A 14,992-nucleotide genomic window follows, 5' to 3' on the forward strand; every position below is an offset into this window, starting at 1 on the left:
TTCCCCGGGGCCCGGGTCGGCCGCGCCGACCCGGACCCCGCCTGCTGGTACCCTCAGGGCGTCGGGCTCGTAGCTCAGTGGATAGAGCAACCGCCTCCTAAGCGGTAGGTCGCGCGTTCAAATCGCGCCGGGCCCACTTTCTAGAGTTTCAGCCGCTGCCCCACGAGCAGCCGGTGCGGGCTGTCCAGGACCCGAGCGTTGGCGCGGTAGAGGGCACGCCAGCCTCCCCGGACGTCGTGGCGGGCCGCGATCCGTGCCAGCGTGTCACCGCGGCGCACCACGTAGGTGCCCCCCGTGCTGGTGGCCGAGGAGCGGAGCGCGAAGGTGCGGACGACCCGGGTCTTCCGGGACGCGGCCGGCCGGTAGGCGTGCCGGGGCCCGCAGTGCGGCCAGGCCCTGATCCCCTGGCCCCGCAACACCCGCTCGGCGATGGCGATCTGCTCCGATTTGCTGGCCCGGTTGGCGGTGCTCGCGTACCGGCCGCCGCCGTAGGCGCGCCAGGTGCTGCGGCTGAACTGCAGACCGCCGTAGTACCCGTTTCCGGTGTTGATACGCCAGTTGCCTCCGGACTCGCAGTTCGCGATGGCCTCCCAGTTGACGGAGGCCTGAGCGGGGGCGGCCGGCCCGGCGAGGACCACGCCGCCGGCCAGGCTCGCCGCGACGAGCCCGACCACCCGTTGGAACTGTTTCCTGATCTGAACCATGAGCTTGTCCTCCACGCCTACGAGGTCAGCTGTCGGGTTCGGGCAGAGGTGCCCGGCCGCCGGTGTGGCGGCTTCACCCCGAGGCGCATCAGCGCCGAGGAACTCTTGGGTCCCCCGCTCCTTGCCGTTCGAGTTCGTCTGGACCGTGACCAGCGGCAGGACTCGGCGTTCCGGCCACGGTGCCCGCATCGCGGGCTGCCTACTCGCCGCGCCCGACGGGCATGACCGTGCAGCGGCAATGGAGTTGTAAGTCACAAATTAGCGGCTTTGATCTTCCTTTGTGTGGATAACGTCGTGATCTCGGCGCGCCGCGCCTTCGACCGCGTGCACGGCGAGCGCACGGTCCACCGAGGGTGCACAATCGGCAGCCATGAGCGAGTCACAGCGGGAACTGGACGTGATCGTTTACGGCGCAACCGGTTTCGTGGGCGTGCTCACCGCACGCCACCTGGCCGAACACGCGCCGTCCGGCGCCCGCATCGCGCTGGCCGGACGGTCACGCTCGAAACTGGAGAAGGTGGCGGGCGACCTCGGTGTCGACTGGCCGGTCGTGGTCGCCGACGCGGCCGACGAGGCGGCGCTGACCACGATGGCCGGCCGCGCCCGTGTGGTGGTGACCACCGTCGGGCCGTATGCGAAGTACGGCCGCGCGCTGGCCCGCGCATGCGCCGAAACCGGTACCGACTACGTGGACCTCACCGGTGAGGTGCTGTTCGCCCGGGACAGCATCGACGAGAACCATGAGACCGCTCAGCGCACCGGCGCACGGATCGTCCACTCCTGCGGCTTCGATTCGATCCCGTCCGATATCGGCGTTCACGTCCTGCATGCGGCGGTGCGCGCGGACGACGCCGGTGAGATGACCGACACCACGCTCGTCGTGATCCGGGCGCGCGGCGGTTTCAGCGGCGGCACCATCGACTCGATGCGCCACCAGGTCGACGTCATGAAGAAGGACCGCGGGCTGCGGCGGGTCGCTGCGAGCCCGTACTCGCTGAGCCCGGACCGGACGGCCGAGCCGGATCTCGGACGGCAACCGGACATGGTGTCGCTGCCCGGATCCGAAGTGGATCCCGGCCTGCGCGGCCACCTCGCGCCGTTCGTGATGGCGTCCTACAACACCCGGGTGGTGCGGCGCAGCAACGCGTTGCGCGACTGGGCCTACGGTCGCCGGTTCCGCTACCGCGAGGTGATGCGGGTGAGCGGCCCGTTCACCGCGATGGCTCTCAAAGCCGGGCTGAACGCCCTGGTCCTCGGCTTCGCGCTGCCACCCGCCCGGTTCCTGCTGGACCGGATCCTGCCGGCGCCGGGCACCGGACCGAGCGAGGACGCCCGGCGCAACGGCCACTTCACCCTGGAAATCTTCACCACGACCACGTCGGGGGCGCGCTATCGCGCCCGGGTCAAGGCTCAAGGCGATCCGGGGTACGCGGCGACCGCCGTGATGCTCGGCGAGTCCGCCCTGGCGCTGGCCCTCGACCGGGACCGCCTGCCGGAGTCACCCGGCGGCGTGCTCACCCCCGCCACCGGGATCGGTGACGCCCTGGTCGACCGGCTCCGCGCGGCCGGGCTGGAGATCACCGTCCAGCGGCTCTGACCAGGCGATCACCTCGAGGACGTGCCGGTGTCCCGGGCCGCTGAACACCGGGCCCGGGGCGTCCGGTTCGTACCGGTGCTCGATGGTGAGGCCGGCGAAGAGGCCCCGCGTCCCCAAGAGCGGTGTCCGCTATCCGACCGGGGGACGGTAAAGAACTGTTCACGGCCTTCATGTCGATCGCTACTAGCCGCAAAGGTGTTCTTACCGGCACGATTCAGGGGTGACCGTCAGCCCGTTGCCCTACCCGCTGAGGCTGGCGGGTACCGGTGTCGTGCTGCGGGAATGGCGCTCCGAGGATCTCGACGATCTGGTCGCTCTGCTGGACGAACCGGACATTGCCCGCTGGACTCTGATGCCGTCGCCGTTCGATGTGGAGGCCGGGCTCGCCTATCTGCGGCGGGCCCGTCAGGGCCGGGTCAGCGGCAGCCGGATCCAGCTCGCGATCACCGCCGACGGCGGGCCGCCGCTCGGCGAGGTGCTGTTGTTCAACGTGCGGTCCGAGTCACACGAGGCGGAGCTGGGCTACCTGGTCGGGCGGCCGTTCCGGCGGCGCGGCCTGGCGTCGGCGGCACTGTCGCTTCTCACCGGGTACGCGTTCGACACGCTGGGGTTGCGGCGGCTGCTGCTGCGGATCGACCGGGGCAACACGGCGAGCACGTCGGTGGCGCGCCGCTGCGGGTATCGTCCGGCCGCCGAGCCGCCGATCCAGCAGGCCGGGCCGCGCGGGCCGACGGTGCTGGACACCTGGGAGTACGTGGAGGCCCGTTCCGGGCCGCGACATGATCGCCGGCGAAACGTCGCGTCCCGGCGGTACGGTCGGCGGTGACCGAGAGGAGCGCCGATGATCGCCGTCGATCGCGCGCGTGTGATGGCCTACCGGCTGGCCGTGCAGGGTCTGACCGAGCGCTCTGACGCCCGCCCCGCCGACCTGCCCGTCCTCGACCTCGGCGTGCAGGATTTCACGCCGGATTCGGCCCGGGTGGCGCTCGCCGCGCGGACCGTGGGCGAGCTCGACGACGACCGTCTGATCAGCGTCTGGGCGGCGCGCGGGGCACCGCACCGGCATCGCCGCGCCGATCTGGCAGCGCTCACCGGGCGGTTGTGGCCGGTCGGTGACGACGACGCGGCCGCCCGGATCAGGAGCGGCCAGATCCCGGAGGCGACGCCGCTGGGGGTGCGCGCGTTCACCGCGACGGCGGAGGCGTTCCGCGAGGTGCTGACCGCGCCGATGCCCCGGGGTGAGGTGAGCACCGAGGTGAGCCGCCGGGTGCCGGCCGAGCTGACCTACGACTGCAAGCCGTGCGGTGCGCGGCACATCGCGTCGAATGTCTGGCAGCATGCCGGGCTGGCCGGCGGGGTGGAGGTGCTTTCCCGGGGCAGGGACGCGATGCTCGGCCCGATCCCCGGCGGGCCGCCGATGCCGTCCCGCAACGAGGGTTTCGGCCGGCTGGTCGAGACCTGTCTGCGGTTCCTCGGGCCGGCGTCGCCGGCCGAGGTCGCCAAGTATCTGGGCACCACCACCGCGGTGGTGCGGCGGGAGTGGCCGGACGGCCTGGCCGAGGTCCGGGTGGACGGAAAGCGGGCCTGGCTGCCCGAGGCGTCGGCCGGGCTCCTCGAGTCGGCGCCGGAGCCTCGCGGGGCCCGCTGGCTGCCCGCCATGGATCCGCTGCTCCAATCCCGCGACCGGGACCTGCTGGTGCCCGGCCGGGAGCGGCAGAAGGCGGTGTGGCGGATCCTCGGCAATCCGGGCGCCCTGCTGGTGGACGGGGAGATCGCCGGGGTGTGGCGGGCCCGGATGTCCGGGCGCAGGCGGGTCGATCTGACGGTCACCGTGTTCGCGCCGTTGTCCGCGGCCCGGCGCGGGCTCGTCGAGGAGGAGGCGGCCCACGTGGCCCGCGCCCGGGGAGTTCCCGAGGCCACGGTCACGTTCGAGTGAGCCGGTCGGTCAGTGGCCGGACTCCCCACCGTTGGTCGCGCCGGCCCGGCGGCTGGGCTCGGCCCGGACACTCGGCCCGCCGATGCCCACACCGCGTCAAGCCGCTACCCGGACGCCGGGTAGGCGCGAGTCGCCGCAGCGGCCACACCGCGTCGAACCGACACCCGGACACCGGTCCGGCGCGAGTCGCCACGACGGCCACACCGCGTCAACCCGCTACCCGGACGCCGGGTAGGCGCGGGTCTCCGCGGCCTTGACCGCCACCCACAGCTGATGTCCGGGCGCCAGACGCATCTGGGCGGCGGCCGCCGGGGTGATGTCGGCGGCCACCGAGATCGGGCCGTCCAGGCGCACCCGCAGGTTGTCGCCGTGCTGCTGGACGTCGGCGAGGACGGCCGGCCAGGTGTTGCGCGGGCTGCCCTCGGGCTGGTGCGGGTGCAGGGCCACGGCGGCCGGCGGGAACGCCACGAAGGTGTCGCCGTGCACCACGTCGGTGCTGGTCAGGACGAATCCGTCGGACAGCTCGACGGCGTGGCCGTCACCCCGGCCGCGGTACAGGTTGAGCCCCACGAGCCGGGCCACGTAGTCGGTGCGCGGGCGGGCCGTCACGGCGGCCGCGTCCCCCTCCTGCACCACCCGGCCCTGCTCGACGATGACCAGCCGGTCCGCCAGGACCAGGGCGTCGAGCGGGTCGTGCGTCACGATCAGTGTGGCGCCCGGATGTTCGGCCAGGTGGCGACGTAATTCGCCGCGGGTCTCCAGCCGGGTGCGGGCGTCCAGCGCCGCGAGCGGCTCGTCGAGCAGCAGCAGGACCGGGTCGACGGCCAGCGCCCGGGCCAGCGCCACCCGCTGCGCCTGCCCGCCGGACAGCTGCCGGGGCTTGCGGCGGCCGTGCTCGGCCAGGCCGACCCGTTCCAGCCAGCGGTCGGCCACCGCGTACGCGGCCGCCCGGTCCAGGCCGTGCCGGCGGGGACCGAACGCCACGTTGTCACGGGCGCTGAGGTGCGGAAACAGCAGGTAGTCCTGGAACACCACACCGATCGGGCGGTGCTCGGTGGGCGTACGCGTCACGTCCTTGCCGTCGAGGGTGAGGTGACCACCGGCGAGCGGGGTGAGTCCGGCGAGGGCGCGCAGCGCCGTGGTCTTGCCCGCGCCGTTCGGGCCGAGCAGCGCGACCGTCTCGCCCGCCGCGATCCGCAGGCCGATGTCGAGCCGGAAGGCGCCCCGCTCGGCGACGAGGCGGGCGTCCAGCAGAGGTGCGGTCATGGCGCGGTCAGCCAGCGGTCACGCAGGCCGGCCAGGATGGCGACCGAGACCACCAGCAGGATCAGGCTGAGCACCACGGCGCCTTCCAGGTCGCCGCTCTCCATGGTCTGGTAGACCGCGAGCGGCATGGTCTGGGTGATGCCCGGATAGTTTCCGGCGAAGGTGATGGTGGCGCCGAACTCGCCGAGCGCCCGCGCCCAGCAGAGCACCGCACCGGCCGCGATCCCTGGCGCCACCAGCGGCAACGTCACGTGGGTGAAGGTCGTCCACCGTTTCGACCCGAGCGTCGCGGCGGCCTCCTCGTAGCGGGTGTCGGCGCCGCGCAGCGCCCCCTCGACCGCGATGACCAGGAACGGCAGCGCCACGAACGACTCCGCGATCACCACACCAGCGGTGGTGAACGGCAGGCTGATCCCGAACGTCTGGTCCAGCCACTGCCCGAGCAGCCCGCGCCGGCCCAGCGCCAGCAGCAGCGCGATGCCCCCGACCACCGGCGGCAGCACCAGCGGCACGGTGATCAGCGCCCGGACCAGCCGCCGCCCCGGGAACTCGACGCGTGCCAGCAGCCACGCCAGCGGCACGCCGAGCACCAGGCACAGCACGGTCGCCATGGTCGAGGTGAGCAGCGACAACCGCAGCGCCGCCACCACGCCCGGTTCGGTCAGCCGCTCACCCAGAGTGGCCCACGGGGTCCGCGCGAGCAGCCCCACGAGCGGCAGGATCAGAAAGATCAACCCCAAGATCGCGGGCACCAGCAGGGGTACGGGCACGCGCGTCCTCAATGACGTCCCTTCGGCGCCCGCTCGACCACCACGGTCGTCGACTTGATGACGGCGACCGCGATCGATCCGACCTGGAGGTCGAGTTCGTCGACGGCTTCCCGGCTCATCAGCGACACCAGCCGGAACGGGCCGGCCTGGATATCGACCTGGGCCATCACGGTGTCCTTGACGACGGCGGTGACGATGCCGCGCAGCCGGTTGCGGGCGGACGACTCGTCGGAGCGGTCGTCCGGCTCGGCGGCCTGGGCGCGCACGAAGGCGGCCAGCTCGACACCGTCGATGACCCGGCGCCCGTGCTCGTCGCGGCCCGCGGCGAGCCGCCCGGCGTCGACCCAGCGGCGCATCGTGTCCGGACTGACGCCGAGCAGGTCGGCAGCCTCCCCGATCTGAAAGACCGTCACGAGCGATCACTCTAGTTCGAGAACTCTCTCCGAACCGGAGCAACCTTTCCGGCGCCCGGGACCACATATCGGCATGTCCATCTCCTCGCACCGGCGTCCCGCCTCCCGGAAGCGCCGCAAGGCCCTGGCCGCGAGCCTCGCCTCGGCCGCCGTCCTGGCCGGAGCCGGCCTGCTCGGCGTCGGCCAGCCCTGGGCCAATGCCGCCGCGAACGTCAGCTTCGACACCGGTTCCGGCCTGTCGTTCACGATCAACGGCGCCAACGGCAACATGACGTCGCTGAAACACAACGGCACCGAGATGGCCGCGTCCGGCTACGCCGCCGGCCAGTTCGAGTCCGGCTGGTCGTCCGCGACGGTGACCAGCAAGACCTTCAACAGCGGCAGCTCCATCCTGGTGAGTGTGGCGAACACGTCGATCGGCGTTACCCAGTACTACTTCGCCCGCAGGAACGACAACACGATCTACATGGCGACGAACATCGGCAAGGCGCTGAACCCGGGTGAGGCCCGGTTCATCGCCCGGCTCAAGCCGTCGCTGCTGACCACCTCCCCGACCGCGGCCAAGACCGGCGGATTCACCACCACGGTCGAGGGCTCCGACGTCTTCGCCGACACCGCCGGGCGGACCGCCTCCAAGTTCTACAGCTCGCAGCGGCTGGTCGCGCAGCAGCCGTTCGGCGCCCGCGGGACCGGGCACGGGGCGTACATCCTGCCCGCGTACGTGGACATGACCTCAGGCGGACCGTTCTTCCGGGACATCGAGGTCAACGACACCGGCAGCGCCGTGAACATCACGCACTACATGTTCAGCGGTCACCAGCAGACCGGGGCGCTGCGGTTGGGCCTGCACGGGCCGTACGCGCTGACCCTCACCGACGGCGAGGCCCCGACCGCCCGCAGCATGGACTTCCTGGCGTCGTTCATCCCCGGGATGCTCTCCAACGCGCAGCGCGGCGGTGTGAGTGGCACCGCGTCCGGAACCTGGAACGGGCTGCGAGCGACCGTCGCCCTGGCCGGCGCCAACGGCCAGTACTGGGGTCAGGTCAAGTCCGGCAAGTTCGTGATCGGGCACATCAAACCGGGCACCTACACCGCCACCCTGTACGCCGGTGAGCTGGCCGTCGGAGCCACCAGGACGATCACCGTCACCGCCGGCGCGACCACCTCGCTCGCCATGTCCGGCAACGTCCCGGCGGCCGGCACGCTGTTCCAGCTCGGCACGTTCGACGGCACCCCGGCCGGGTTCCGCAACGCTGACAAGATCGAGACGATGCACCCGTCGGACACCCGGATGGCGGCCTGGAAGGTCGGCACGTATTCCGTCTCGTCCGGCGCTTCCGGCTTCCCGATGGCCGAGTTCAAGGCGGTCAACTCGCCGACCGCGCTGAGCTTCGGTCTCGCCTCGGTCCCGGCGAACGGTGTGAGGCTGCGCATCGCCACCACGTCGAGTTTCGCCGGCGGCCGCCCCGCCGTCGCGATCGGCGGCTACACCTCACCGGCGTCGGCGTCACCGGCCCCGGTGAACCTGAACTCGCGCAACGTCACCCGTGGCACGTGGCGGGGCGTCAACACCACCTACACGTACACGATCCCGGCGAGCGCGTTGAAGACCGGCGCCAACACCCTGTCGATCTCGGTGGTCAGCGGGAGCAGCGGAGAGACGTTCCTCAGCCCGAACTTCATCTTCGACGCCCTGGCCCTCGACCCGGCCTGATCCACTGTGCCGGTGGCGTTCGCGTCGCGGCAAACGCCACCGGCACCTGCGGAGGACCTCGTTCGGTTGGTGGTCCTGGCTGGTCGTGGGCGGCTGTCCCGAACGCTTCGAGAGAGCGCCGCCGCGGAGGTGTGCCGGGGACGCGCGGGTGCGGCGCACCGGGGATCAGATGTCGAACTCTCCGTCGTGGACGCCGCCGGTGAAGGCGTCCCACTCACCCTTCGTGAAGAAGAGGATCGTGGCCGGGTCCTCGGAGTTGCGCATCGCGGCGCCGCCGTCGGGCAGACGGGAGATCTCCACATATTCACCGGCTGGCCCACCGGAGCGCAGCCACTCGGCGGCGTCGGCGTCGAACGTGTCGGCATAGGTCTTCTCACCCACGCCCCCACCTAACCGCAGGTGCCACCGGTGCGGGAGACCGCGATCGGGTGACCCGCCGCTCAGGGATGATCCGTGCCTACGATGCCGGAATGGCATCGATCGGCGTCGCGGTGATCGGGTTCGGGTGGATGGGCCGGGCGCACACCCGGGCGTACGCGCGCATCGGTCACCACTATCCGCGGCTGCCACGGCCCGAGCTGATCGCGGTCGCCGACGACGTGCCGGGCCGGGCCGCCGAAGCCGCCGGGCAGTACGGGTTCGCCACCGCCACCACCGACTGGCGGGCACTGCTCGACGACCCGCGGATCGCGGCGGTCAGCGTGACCGCGCCGAACTTCCTGCACCGGGAGATCGGCGCCGCGTTCGCCGCGGCCGGACGGCACCTGTGGATCGAGAAGCCGGTCGGCCTGAGCGCCGCCGACGCCCGCGCCATCGTGGGTGACGTGCGGATCAGCGTCGGTTTCAACTACCGGCACGCACCGGCCGTGGCCCGCGCCAGGGAGATCCTGCGGACCGGTGGGCTCGGCCGGGTCACGCACGCCCGGTTCCGTTTCTTCAGCGACTACGCGGCCGCTCCCGACTCGGCGCTGAGCTGGCGTTTCGAACGGGCCCGCGGTGGCAGCGGGGTGCTCGGTGACCTGGGCTCGCACGCCGCCGACCTGATCCGGCACCTGCTCGGCGAGGTGGTCGCGGTGACCGCCGACACGGCCGTCTTCATCACGGAACGCCCGCGCCCGGCGGGCGCCACCTCCGGACACCAGCGGGGTACGGGTGAGCCCGGCCCGGTCGAGAACGAGGACTGGTTCGCCGCCCTGCTGCGGATGCGTTCCGGGGCGCGGGTGACCCTGGAGGCCAGCCGGGTCGCGGCCGGTGAACAGAACCACTACGGGTTCACCGTGCACGGCACCGGCGGCGTGCTGTCCTGGGACTTCCGCCGGACGGGCGAACTACGGATCGGTGACGCGACCGTCTTCGTGGGCCCGGGCGACGGCGCGCACGGCGACTTCCAGCCGGGGGCCGGGATCCCGCTGGGCTTCGACGACCTGAAAGTGATCGAGGCGGGGCTGTTCCTGCGGTCGATCGCCGAGGGTGTGCCGCACGGCGCCACTCTGGCCGACGCGATCGCGGCCGCCGCCGTCCTCGACGCGGTGACCGAGTCCGCCGCCTCCGGCCGCTGGGTCACACTCTGATGGCCGGCGCGCGGAGGAACAGCCATCCGGACCGGGCCCGGCGTCGTGACGCCCACAATTGGTCGCACCGGTGGGCGAGCGACGTTGCCGGGCCCGTGCAGAGGGCGCTCAGGGGATGAAGACGGCGCGGACGCAGCCGTCCTCCTTCTCCTTGAACATCCGGTAGCCCTCGGGCGCCTCGTCCAGCGGCATCACGTGCGTGGCCAGGTGCTCGGTGACCAGTTCGCCCTTGGCCATCCGGTCCAGCAGCATCGGGATGTAACGCTGCCCGTGCATCTGCGCCCCGCGTACCGTGAGGCCTTTGTTCATGAGCGCGCCCAGCGGGAACTTGTCGACGAAGCCCGCGAAGACACCCAGGACGAAGACCGAGCCGCCTTTGCGGCAGGCGTGGATCGCCTCGCGGACCGCGATCGGCCGGTCGGTCTGGAGCCGCAACTGCTGTTTGATCTGGTCGTAACCGAAGTGCGGCCCGGGTGCGTGCGCCTCCATGCCGACCGCTTCGATGCACACGTCCGGACCCCGGCCGCCGCTGCGTTCGCGCAGCTCACCGGCCACGTCATCGCGCTCGTAATGGAGCGTCTCCGCGCCGGTGTGCTGTCGCACCTGGCCGAGCCGGTCGTCGAGGCGGTCGATGACGATCACCCGGTCGGCGCCGAGCAGCACCGCGGCTCGGGCGGCCATCTGCCCGACCGCCCCGGCGCCCCAGACGGCGACCACGTCACCGGGTTTGACCCCGCCGAGGTCGGCGCCCATCCAGCCGGTGGAGGCGGAGTCGGAGGCGAACAGGGCACGCTCGTCGCTGACTGCGTCCGGGACGGTGAAGGCGCCGACGTCGGCGAACGGCACCCGGATGTACTCGGCATGGCTGCCGGCGTTGCCGCCCATCGCGTGCGAGTAGCCGAAACAGCCGCTCGGCGCCTGGCCCCAGAGTGTCTCGGTGATCGCCGGGTTGGTGTTGCCGTTGTCGCAGAGCGAGTAGAGCTTCTGGTCGCAGTACCAGCAGTTGCCGCAGGAGATGAACGAGGAGACGACCACCCGGTCGCCGATCCGGTGATTGCGCACGTCCGGGCCGACCTCGACGACCTCGCCGAGGAACTCGTGGCCGAGCACGTCGCCTTTCTGCATGAACGGGATGTAGCCGCCGAGCAGGTGCAGATCGGACCCACAGGTCACGGTGCGGGTGACCCGCACGATCATGTCGCCGGGGTTGCGCAGCTCCGGATCCGGGACCTGGCCGACGGCCAGCTTGTTGACGCCCTGCCACTGCAACGCCTTCACAGCAGCCCTCCCTCCCGGCCGTGCCGGGTAGCGGCCTGCAACGGGCGGTTCGTCAGGGTGGGGACGGTGGTCGCCGGGCCGTGCGGCAGCAACACGTCACCGGCTTCCAGCAGGGAGCGGGTCTCGCGTAACGCGCTTCGTACCCGGCCGCTGGTGACGGTGGAGCCGTCCGGGATCCGCACGGCGATCTCCGTGCCGCGGTCGCCGGGCGCGGCACGCAGCGCGATCTCGACCTGGCCGGTGATCTCCCGCAGAGATCCGGGCAGCTGGACGGATTCCAGCTCGGACAGTGGCCGGTAGACGGTGACGACATGCCGCCGGCGGCCGGTTGCGGCGCGGGCTCCGGCGCGGTGCCGGGCGAGTGCCGCCCCGCCTGCCGCGAGGCCAGCTCCGAGCAGAACCATGGTCACGGTACGCACGATGCGCTCCTTTCCTCGCCGCCTGGCATACCGCGAGGAGCCCCGCCCAAACAGATGACCTTGGATGGGCACGGGTAGCTGAGAACTTGCTGGGTATCTCCGTGCGCAACATCACGGAAGTGGAGGTGCGTCAATGGCGCATGATCTCGGGTCCCCGGCCCCGGCCTCCGGATCGGGAACCATCCGCAGTCTCATCCCCGCTCGTATCGACCGGCTCAGCTGGTCGCCGTTCCACACTCGGATCATCCTGGCCCTGGGCACGGCCTGGGTCCTCGACGGGCTCGAGATCACCGTGGCCAGCGCGGTCGGCCCGGTCCTGGCCGAGGAGGAGACCCTGGGCCTGAGCTCGACCCAGGTGGGGTTGATCGCCACCGTCTATCTGCTGGGCGAGGTGTTCGGGGCGCTCTTCTTCGGCCGGCTCTCCGATGCGCTGGGCCGGAAGAACCTGTTCATCGTGACCCTGGCCGTCTACCTCGGCGGTAACGCGCTCACCGCCCTGACCTGGGGCAACGGGCCCGCGGCACTGGTCTTCCTGTATCTCACCAGATTCATCGCCGGTGCCGGCATCGGCGGCGAGTACGCCGCGATCAACTCGGCGATCGACGAGATGATGCCGGCCAGGTATCGCGGCCGGGTGGACATCGGGGTCAACGGCACCTACTGGGGTGGCGCCATCATCGGCACGCTCGGCACGTACATCCTGCTCAACAACATGGAGCTGAACTGGGCCTGGCGGATCGGCTTCCTGATCGGCCCGGTCATCGGCCTGGCGATCTGGGGTCTGCGCCGGCACCTGCCGGAGAGCCCGCGCTGGCTGATCATGCACGGCCGGGAGGCGGAGGCCGAGGAGAACATCGCCCGGATCGAGCGGGCCGCCGAGGCCTCCGGCCAGACGCTGGCGCCTCTGGACGAGTCGAAGGCGATCGACATCCGGCCCAGCAAGCCGCACGGCTACCTGTCGCTGTTGCGGGTGCTGTTCAAGGTCTACCCGTCGCGGTCGACGCTGGGCGCGACTCTGATGATCACGCAGTCGTTCCTGTACAACGCGATCTTCTTCACCTACACGATGGTGCTGACCAAGTTCTACGGTGTGGACGAGAAGGCCGCGCCGCTGTATCTGGTGGCGTTCGCGCTCGGCAACCTGATCGGCCCGCTCACCATCGGGCGGCTCTTCGACACGGTGGGCCGGCGCAAGATGATCGCCGGCACCTACCTGCTGTCCGGGGCGCTGCTGGCGATCACCGCGGTGCTCTTCAACGAGGGCCTGCTGAACGCGACGACGCAGACGATCGCGTGGAGCGTCATCTTCTTCTTCGCGTCGGCGGGGGCCAGTTCGGCGTACCTGACGGTGAGCGAGATCTTCCCGCTGGAGATCCGGGCGCAGGCGATCGCGGTGTTCTTCGCCATCGCGCAGTGCTTCGGCGCCATCGGGCCGGTCTTCTACGGCGCGCTGATCGGCGAGGGCGACGATCCGAACAAGCTGTTCATCGGCTTCCTGATCGGTGCCGCGGTGATGGCGGTCGGCGGCATCGTGGAGGCGGTCATCGGCATCGACGCCGAGGGCAGGTCGCTGGAGGATGTGGCGACGCCGCTGTCCGCGGTCACCACGCGCCCCCGGGCGACCGGCTGACGCGACCGCCGGTGTCCGGCACGGGGCCGTGCCGGACACCGGCGGATCACACCAGCCCGGCGCTGCCGGCCAGCGCGGCGGCCTCGGTACGGCTGGACACCCGCAGTTTCCGCAGCAGCGCCGCGGTCAGGCGCTTCACGGTGCGCTCGGAGACGTGCAGCAGTCCCGCGATCTCGTTGGTCGACGAGCCGGTGGCGATCAGCCGGAGCAGCCGCCGGTCCTCGTCGTCGAGCTGGATCGTGGGCGGCAGCGTGCCGGCCGGGCGGCTCCGTTCGACGAGTGTGGCCAGCAGCGGGGCGGGCATCACGGCCCAGCCCTCCAGCGCGGCGGTCAACGGCCGGGCCAGGTCGGCGGGCTCGCCGGTCTTCGGCAGGAAGCCCGCCGCGCCGGCCCGCAGCGCTTCGAACGCCTGCTCCGGTTCCCCGTCGGCGGCCATGGCCAGCACCCGGGTCCGGGGCGCGGCGGCGCGGACCGCCGCGATCGCCTGGAGGGCGCCGGGCGCCGGCAGGTGCAGGTCGACGAGAACCAGATCGGGGGCGGCGTCACGCGCCACGTTCGCCGCGTGCGCGGCGTCCCCGGTGGTGGCGACCACGCTGGCCCGGCCGCCGCTCGCCTCAGGAAGCACGCTCTCCAAGCCGCGGACGAAGGTGGCGTGGTCGTCCACGACTGCTACCCGGATCCCGTTCTGCATGACGCACGGATGCCCCTCCTGGGCCAAGCTATGCGTCCGATCCGGTCCGGCTCAGCGGGGGTGTGCCGCCACGAAGGCCGCGATGTAGTCGTCGAGCCGCACTTCGGGCCGCCAGCCGAGGTGGGCCGCCTGGGTGATGTCGGCCTGGCCGCGGACCCGCTCGCCGCGCCGCTCGGGAACCAGCGTGAACTCGGTGCCGAACATCTCGGCGACCTTGGTCAACGGCCACTCGCAGCCGGTGCCGAGCAGGTAGCCGTCACCGGAGCCGCTGCGGGCGACCAGCACGAGGCCGCGGACGATGTCGTCGATGTGGGTGAAATCGCGGGTCTGGGTGCCGGGGGCCACCACGGTCAGCGGCTCGCCGGCCAGGTACTGCCGCTCGAAGATGCCGATCACCGTGGCGTATTTGCCGTGGGTGATCTGGCCGGGGCCGTACACGTTGTAGAAGTAGGTGATCGCGTAGTCCAGGCCGAACCAGTTCGAGTAGTTCTTGATGTACTCGATGTTCTTGGCCTTGGTCCAGGCGTACGGGTTGAGGTTCTCGTCCTCCCCGTCGTTGCCGAACTTGGAGCTGGACCCGGCGTAGATCAGCTTGGCGCCGTGCCCGGCCGTGAACTTGACCACCTCCTTGGTGCCGAGGAGGTTGAAGTCCCAGGTCAGGTCGTGGTCCTCGAACGACTGGGGAATGCGCGAGTACTCACCGAGGTGGAAGACCAGCCCGGGCGCCGGGAGACCGCGGTCGGCCCAGATCTTGGCGATGTCCGCGGTCGACCCGTCGATGTAGGTGACCCGCGGGTCGTTGACGTGATTCTCCGGGGTGCCGGTGAAGTAGTTGTCCAGCGAGATCACCACGGCGTCGGGGAAGTCGTTCAGCAGCGACCTGACCAGGGAACTGCCGACGAATCCGGCGCCACCGGTGACCAACAGGGTTCGGCTCAACGTACTTCTCATCTCTTCCGGTGCTCGCAGCGCCGACCAGGCTACCGAAGGCATACCCCCGGAA

15 protein-coding genes, 1 tRNA gene and 1 riboswitch are annotated in these 14,992 nt (G+C 71.3%); of the genes, 7 read left to right on the forward strand and 9 right to left on the reverse strand.

The annotated features are described in order from the left end of the window. Window positions 1-63 precede the first annotated feature (63 nt). Window positions 64-136 (forward strand) — tRNA-Arg (locus AB0I88_RS06780). Window positions 137-140: 4 nt separating this feature from the next. Here the strand turns inward: AB0I88_RS06780 and AB0I88_RS06785 are convergent. Then, window positions 141-704, reverse strand: a complete 564-nt coding sequence (locus AB0I88_RS06785) for a transglycosylase family protein (protein WP_361019339.1) — start codon at window positions 702-704, stop codon at window positions 141-143. After that, window positions 704-854, reverse strand: a riboswitch (cyclic di-AMP (ydaO/yuaA leader). Its footprint overlaps the gene before it by 1 nt. Before the next feature lie 220 nt (window positions 855-1,074). Here AB0I88_RS06785 and AB0I88_RS06790 point away from each other — a divergent pair. The 3 genes from AB0I88_RS06790 (at window position 1,075) to AB0I88_RS06800 (ending at window position 4,237) form a co-directional block, all read left to right on the forward strand. Continuing rightward, on the forward strand, window positions 1,075-2,301 hold the full coding sequence (locus tag AB0I88_RS06790; RefSeq protein WP_361019341.1) for a saccharopine dehydrogenase NADP-binding domain-containing protein: 1,227 nt from the start codon (window positions 1,075-1,077) through the stop codon (window positions 2,299-2,301). Window positions 2,302-2,521: 220 nt separating this feature from the next. Further along, complete coding sequence (locus AB0I88_RS06795) at window positions 2,522-3,127, forward strand: GNAT family N-acetyltransferase (protein ID WP_361019344.1); 606 nt, start codon at window positions 2,522-2,524, stop codon at window positions 3,125-3,127. Window positions 3,128-3,142: 15 nt separating this feature from the next. Then, on the forward strand, window positions 3,143-4,237 hold the full coding sequence (locus AB0I88_RS06800) for a crosslink repair DNA glycosylase YcaQ family protein (RefSeq protein ID WP_361019346.1): 1,095 nt from the start codon (window positions 3,143-3,145) through the stop codon (window positions 4,235-4,237). 216 nt (window positions 4,238-4,453) lie between these two features. Here the strand turns inward: AB0I88_RS06800 and AB0I88_RS06805 are convergent, their stop codons facing one another. The 3 genes from AB0I88_RS06805 to AB0I88_RS06815 are packed head-to-tail and all read right to left on the reverse strand — an operon-like array spanning window position 4,454 to window position 6,686. Further along, complete coding sequence (locus tag AB0I88_RS06805) at window positions 4,454-5,503, reverse strand: ABC transporter ATP-binding protein (RefSeq protein ID WP_361019350.1); 1,050 nt, start codon at window positions 5,501-5,503, stop codon at window positions 4,454-4,456. After that, window positions 5,500-6,285 carry an ABC transporter permease gene (locus tag AB0I88_RS06810; RefSeq protein ID WP_361019353.1) on the reverse strand — a complete coding sequence of 262 codons (786 nt, stop codon included), beginning with the start codon at window positions 6,283-6,285 and terminating at the stop codon, window positions 5,500-5,502. Before AB0I88_RS06810 ends, AB0I88_RS06805 begins: the two co-directional genes overlap by 4 nt. Beyond that, window positions 6,282-6,686: a TOBE domain-containing protein gene (locus tag AB0I88_RS06815; RefSeq protein WP_361019356.1), complete on the reverse strand. Its 405-nt coding sequence runs from the start codon at window positions 6,684-6,686 to the stop codon at window positions 6,282-6,284. The genes AB0I88_RS06810 and AB0I88_RS06815 overlap by 4 nt, the downstream gene beginning before the upstream one ends. 73 nt (window positions 6,687-6,759) lie before the next feature. Here AB0I88_RS06815 and AB0I88_RS06820 point away from each other — a divergent pair, with 73 nt between their 5' ends. Continuing rightward, window positions 6,760-8,400: a rhamnogalacturonan lyase B N-terminal domain-containing protein gene (locus AB0I88_RS06820; protein WP_361019359.1), complete on the forward strand. Its 1,641-nt coding sequence runs from the start codon at window positions 6,760-6,762 to the stop codon at window positions 8,398-8,400. 165 nt (window positions 8,401-8,565) lie between these two features. Here AB0I88_RS06820 and AB0I88_RS06825 read toward each other — a convergent pair whose 3' ends face one another. Continuing rightward, a complete protein-coding gene (locus tag AB0I88_RS06825) occupies window positions 8,566-8,781 on the reverse strand; it encodes a DUF397 domain-containing protein (protein WP_361019362.1) in 216 nt (71 codons plus the stop codon). Between the two features lie 89 nt (window positions 8,782-8,870). Between AB0I88_RS06825 and AB0I88_RS06830 the strand changes: the two genes are divergently transcribed. Then, on the forward strand, window positions 8,871-9,971 hold the full coding sequence (locus AB0I88_RS06830; protein WP_361019365.1) for a Gfo/Idh/MocA family oxidoreductase: 1,101 nt from the start codon (window positions 8,871-8,873) through the stop codon (window positions 9,969-9,971). Window positions 9,972-10,079: 108 nt separating this feature from the next. On the opposite strand, the gene AB0I88_RS06835 is transcribed toward AB0I88_RS06830, so the two are convergent. Both AB0I88_RS06835 and AB0I88_RS06840 read right to left on the reverse strand, forming a co-directional pair. Then, entirely contained in the window at window positions 10,080-11,249 is a 1,170-nt protein-coding gene (locus AB0I88_RS06835) for a zinc-dependent alcohol dehydrogenase (RefSeq protein ID WP_361019368.1), read from the reverse strand. Then, the gene (locus tag AB0I88_RS06840; protein ID WP_361019371.1) at window positions 11,246-11,668 is read right to left on the reverse strand and encodes a hypothetical protein; all 423 of its coding nucleotides are present in this window, start codon (window positions 11,666-11,668) and stop codon (window positions 11,246-11,248) included. Before AB0I88_RS06840 ends, AB0I88_RS06835 begins: the two co-directional genes overlap by 4 nt. Before the next feature lie 133 nt (window positions 11,669-11,801). Here AB0I88_RS06840 and AB0I88_RS06845 point away from each other — a divergent pair, with 133 nt between their 5' ends. Further along, a complete protein-coding gene (locus AB0I88_RS06845) occupies window positions 11,802-13,298 on the forward strand; it encodes an MFS transporter (protein ID WP_361019374.1) in 1,497 nt (498 codons plus the stop codon). A gap of 46 nt (window positions 13,299-13,344) precedes the next feature. Here the strand turns inward: AB0I88_RS06845 and AB0I88_RS06850 are convergent, their stop codons facing one another. Both AB0I88_RS06850 and AB0I88_RS06855 read right to left on the reverse strand, forming a co-directional pair. Next, window positions 13,345-13,989, reverse strand: coding sequence for a response regulator transcription factor (locus tag AB0I88_RS06850; protein ID WP_361019377.1), 645 nt, complete (start codon window positions 13,987-13,989; stop codon window positions 13,345-13,347). Window positions 13,990-14,040: 51 nt separating this feature from the next. Then, a complete protein-coding gene (locus AB0I88_RS06855) occupies window positions 14,041-14,928 on the reverse strand; it encodes an NAD-dependent epimerase/dehydratase family protein (protein ID WP_361019380.1) in 888 nt (295 codons plus the stop codon). Between the last annotated feature and the right edge of the window lie 64 nt (window positions 14,929-14,992).

It is taken from the genome of Actinoplanes sp. NPDC049802, from assembly GCF_040656595.1.
Lineage (GTDB): Bacteria > Actinomycetota > Actinomycetes > Mycobacteriales > Micromonosporaceae > Actinoplanes.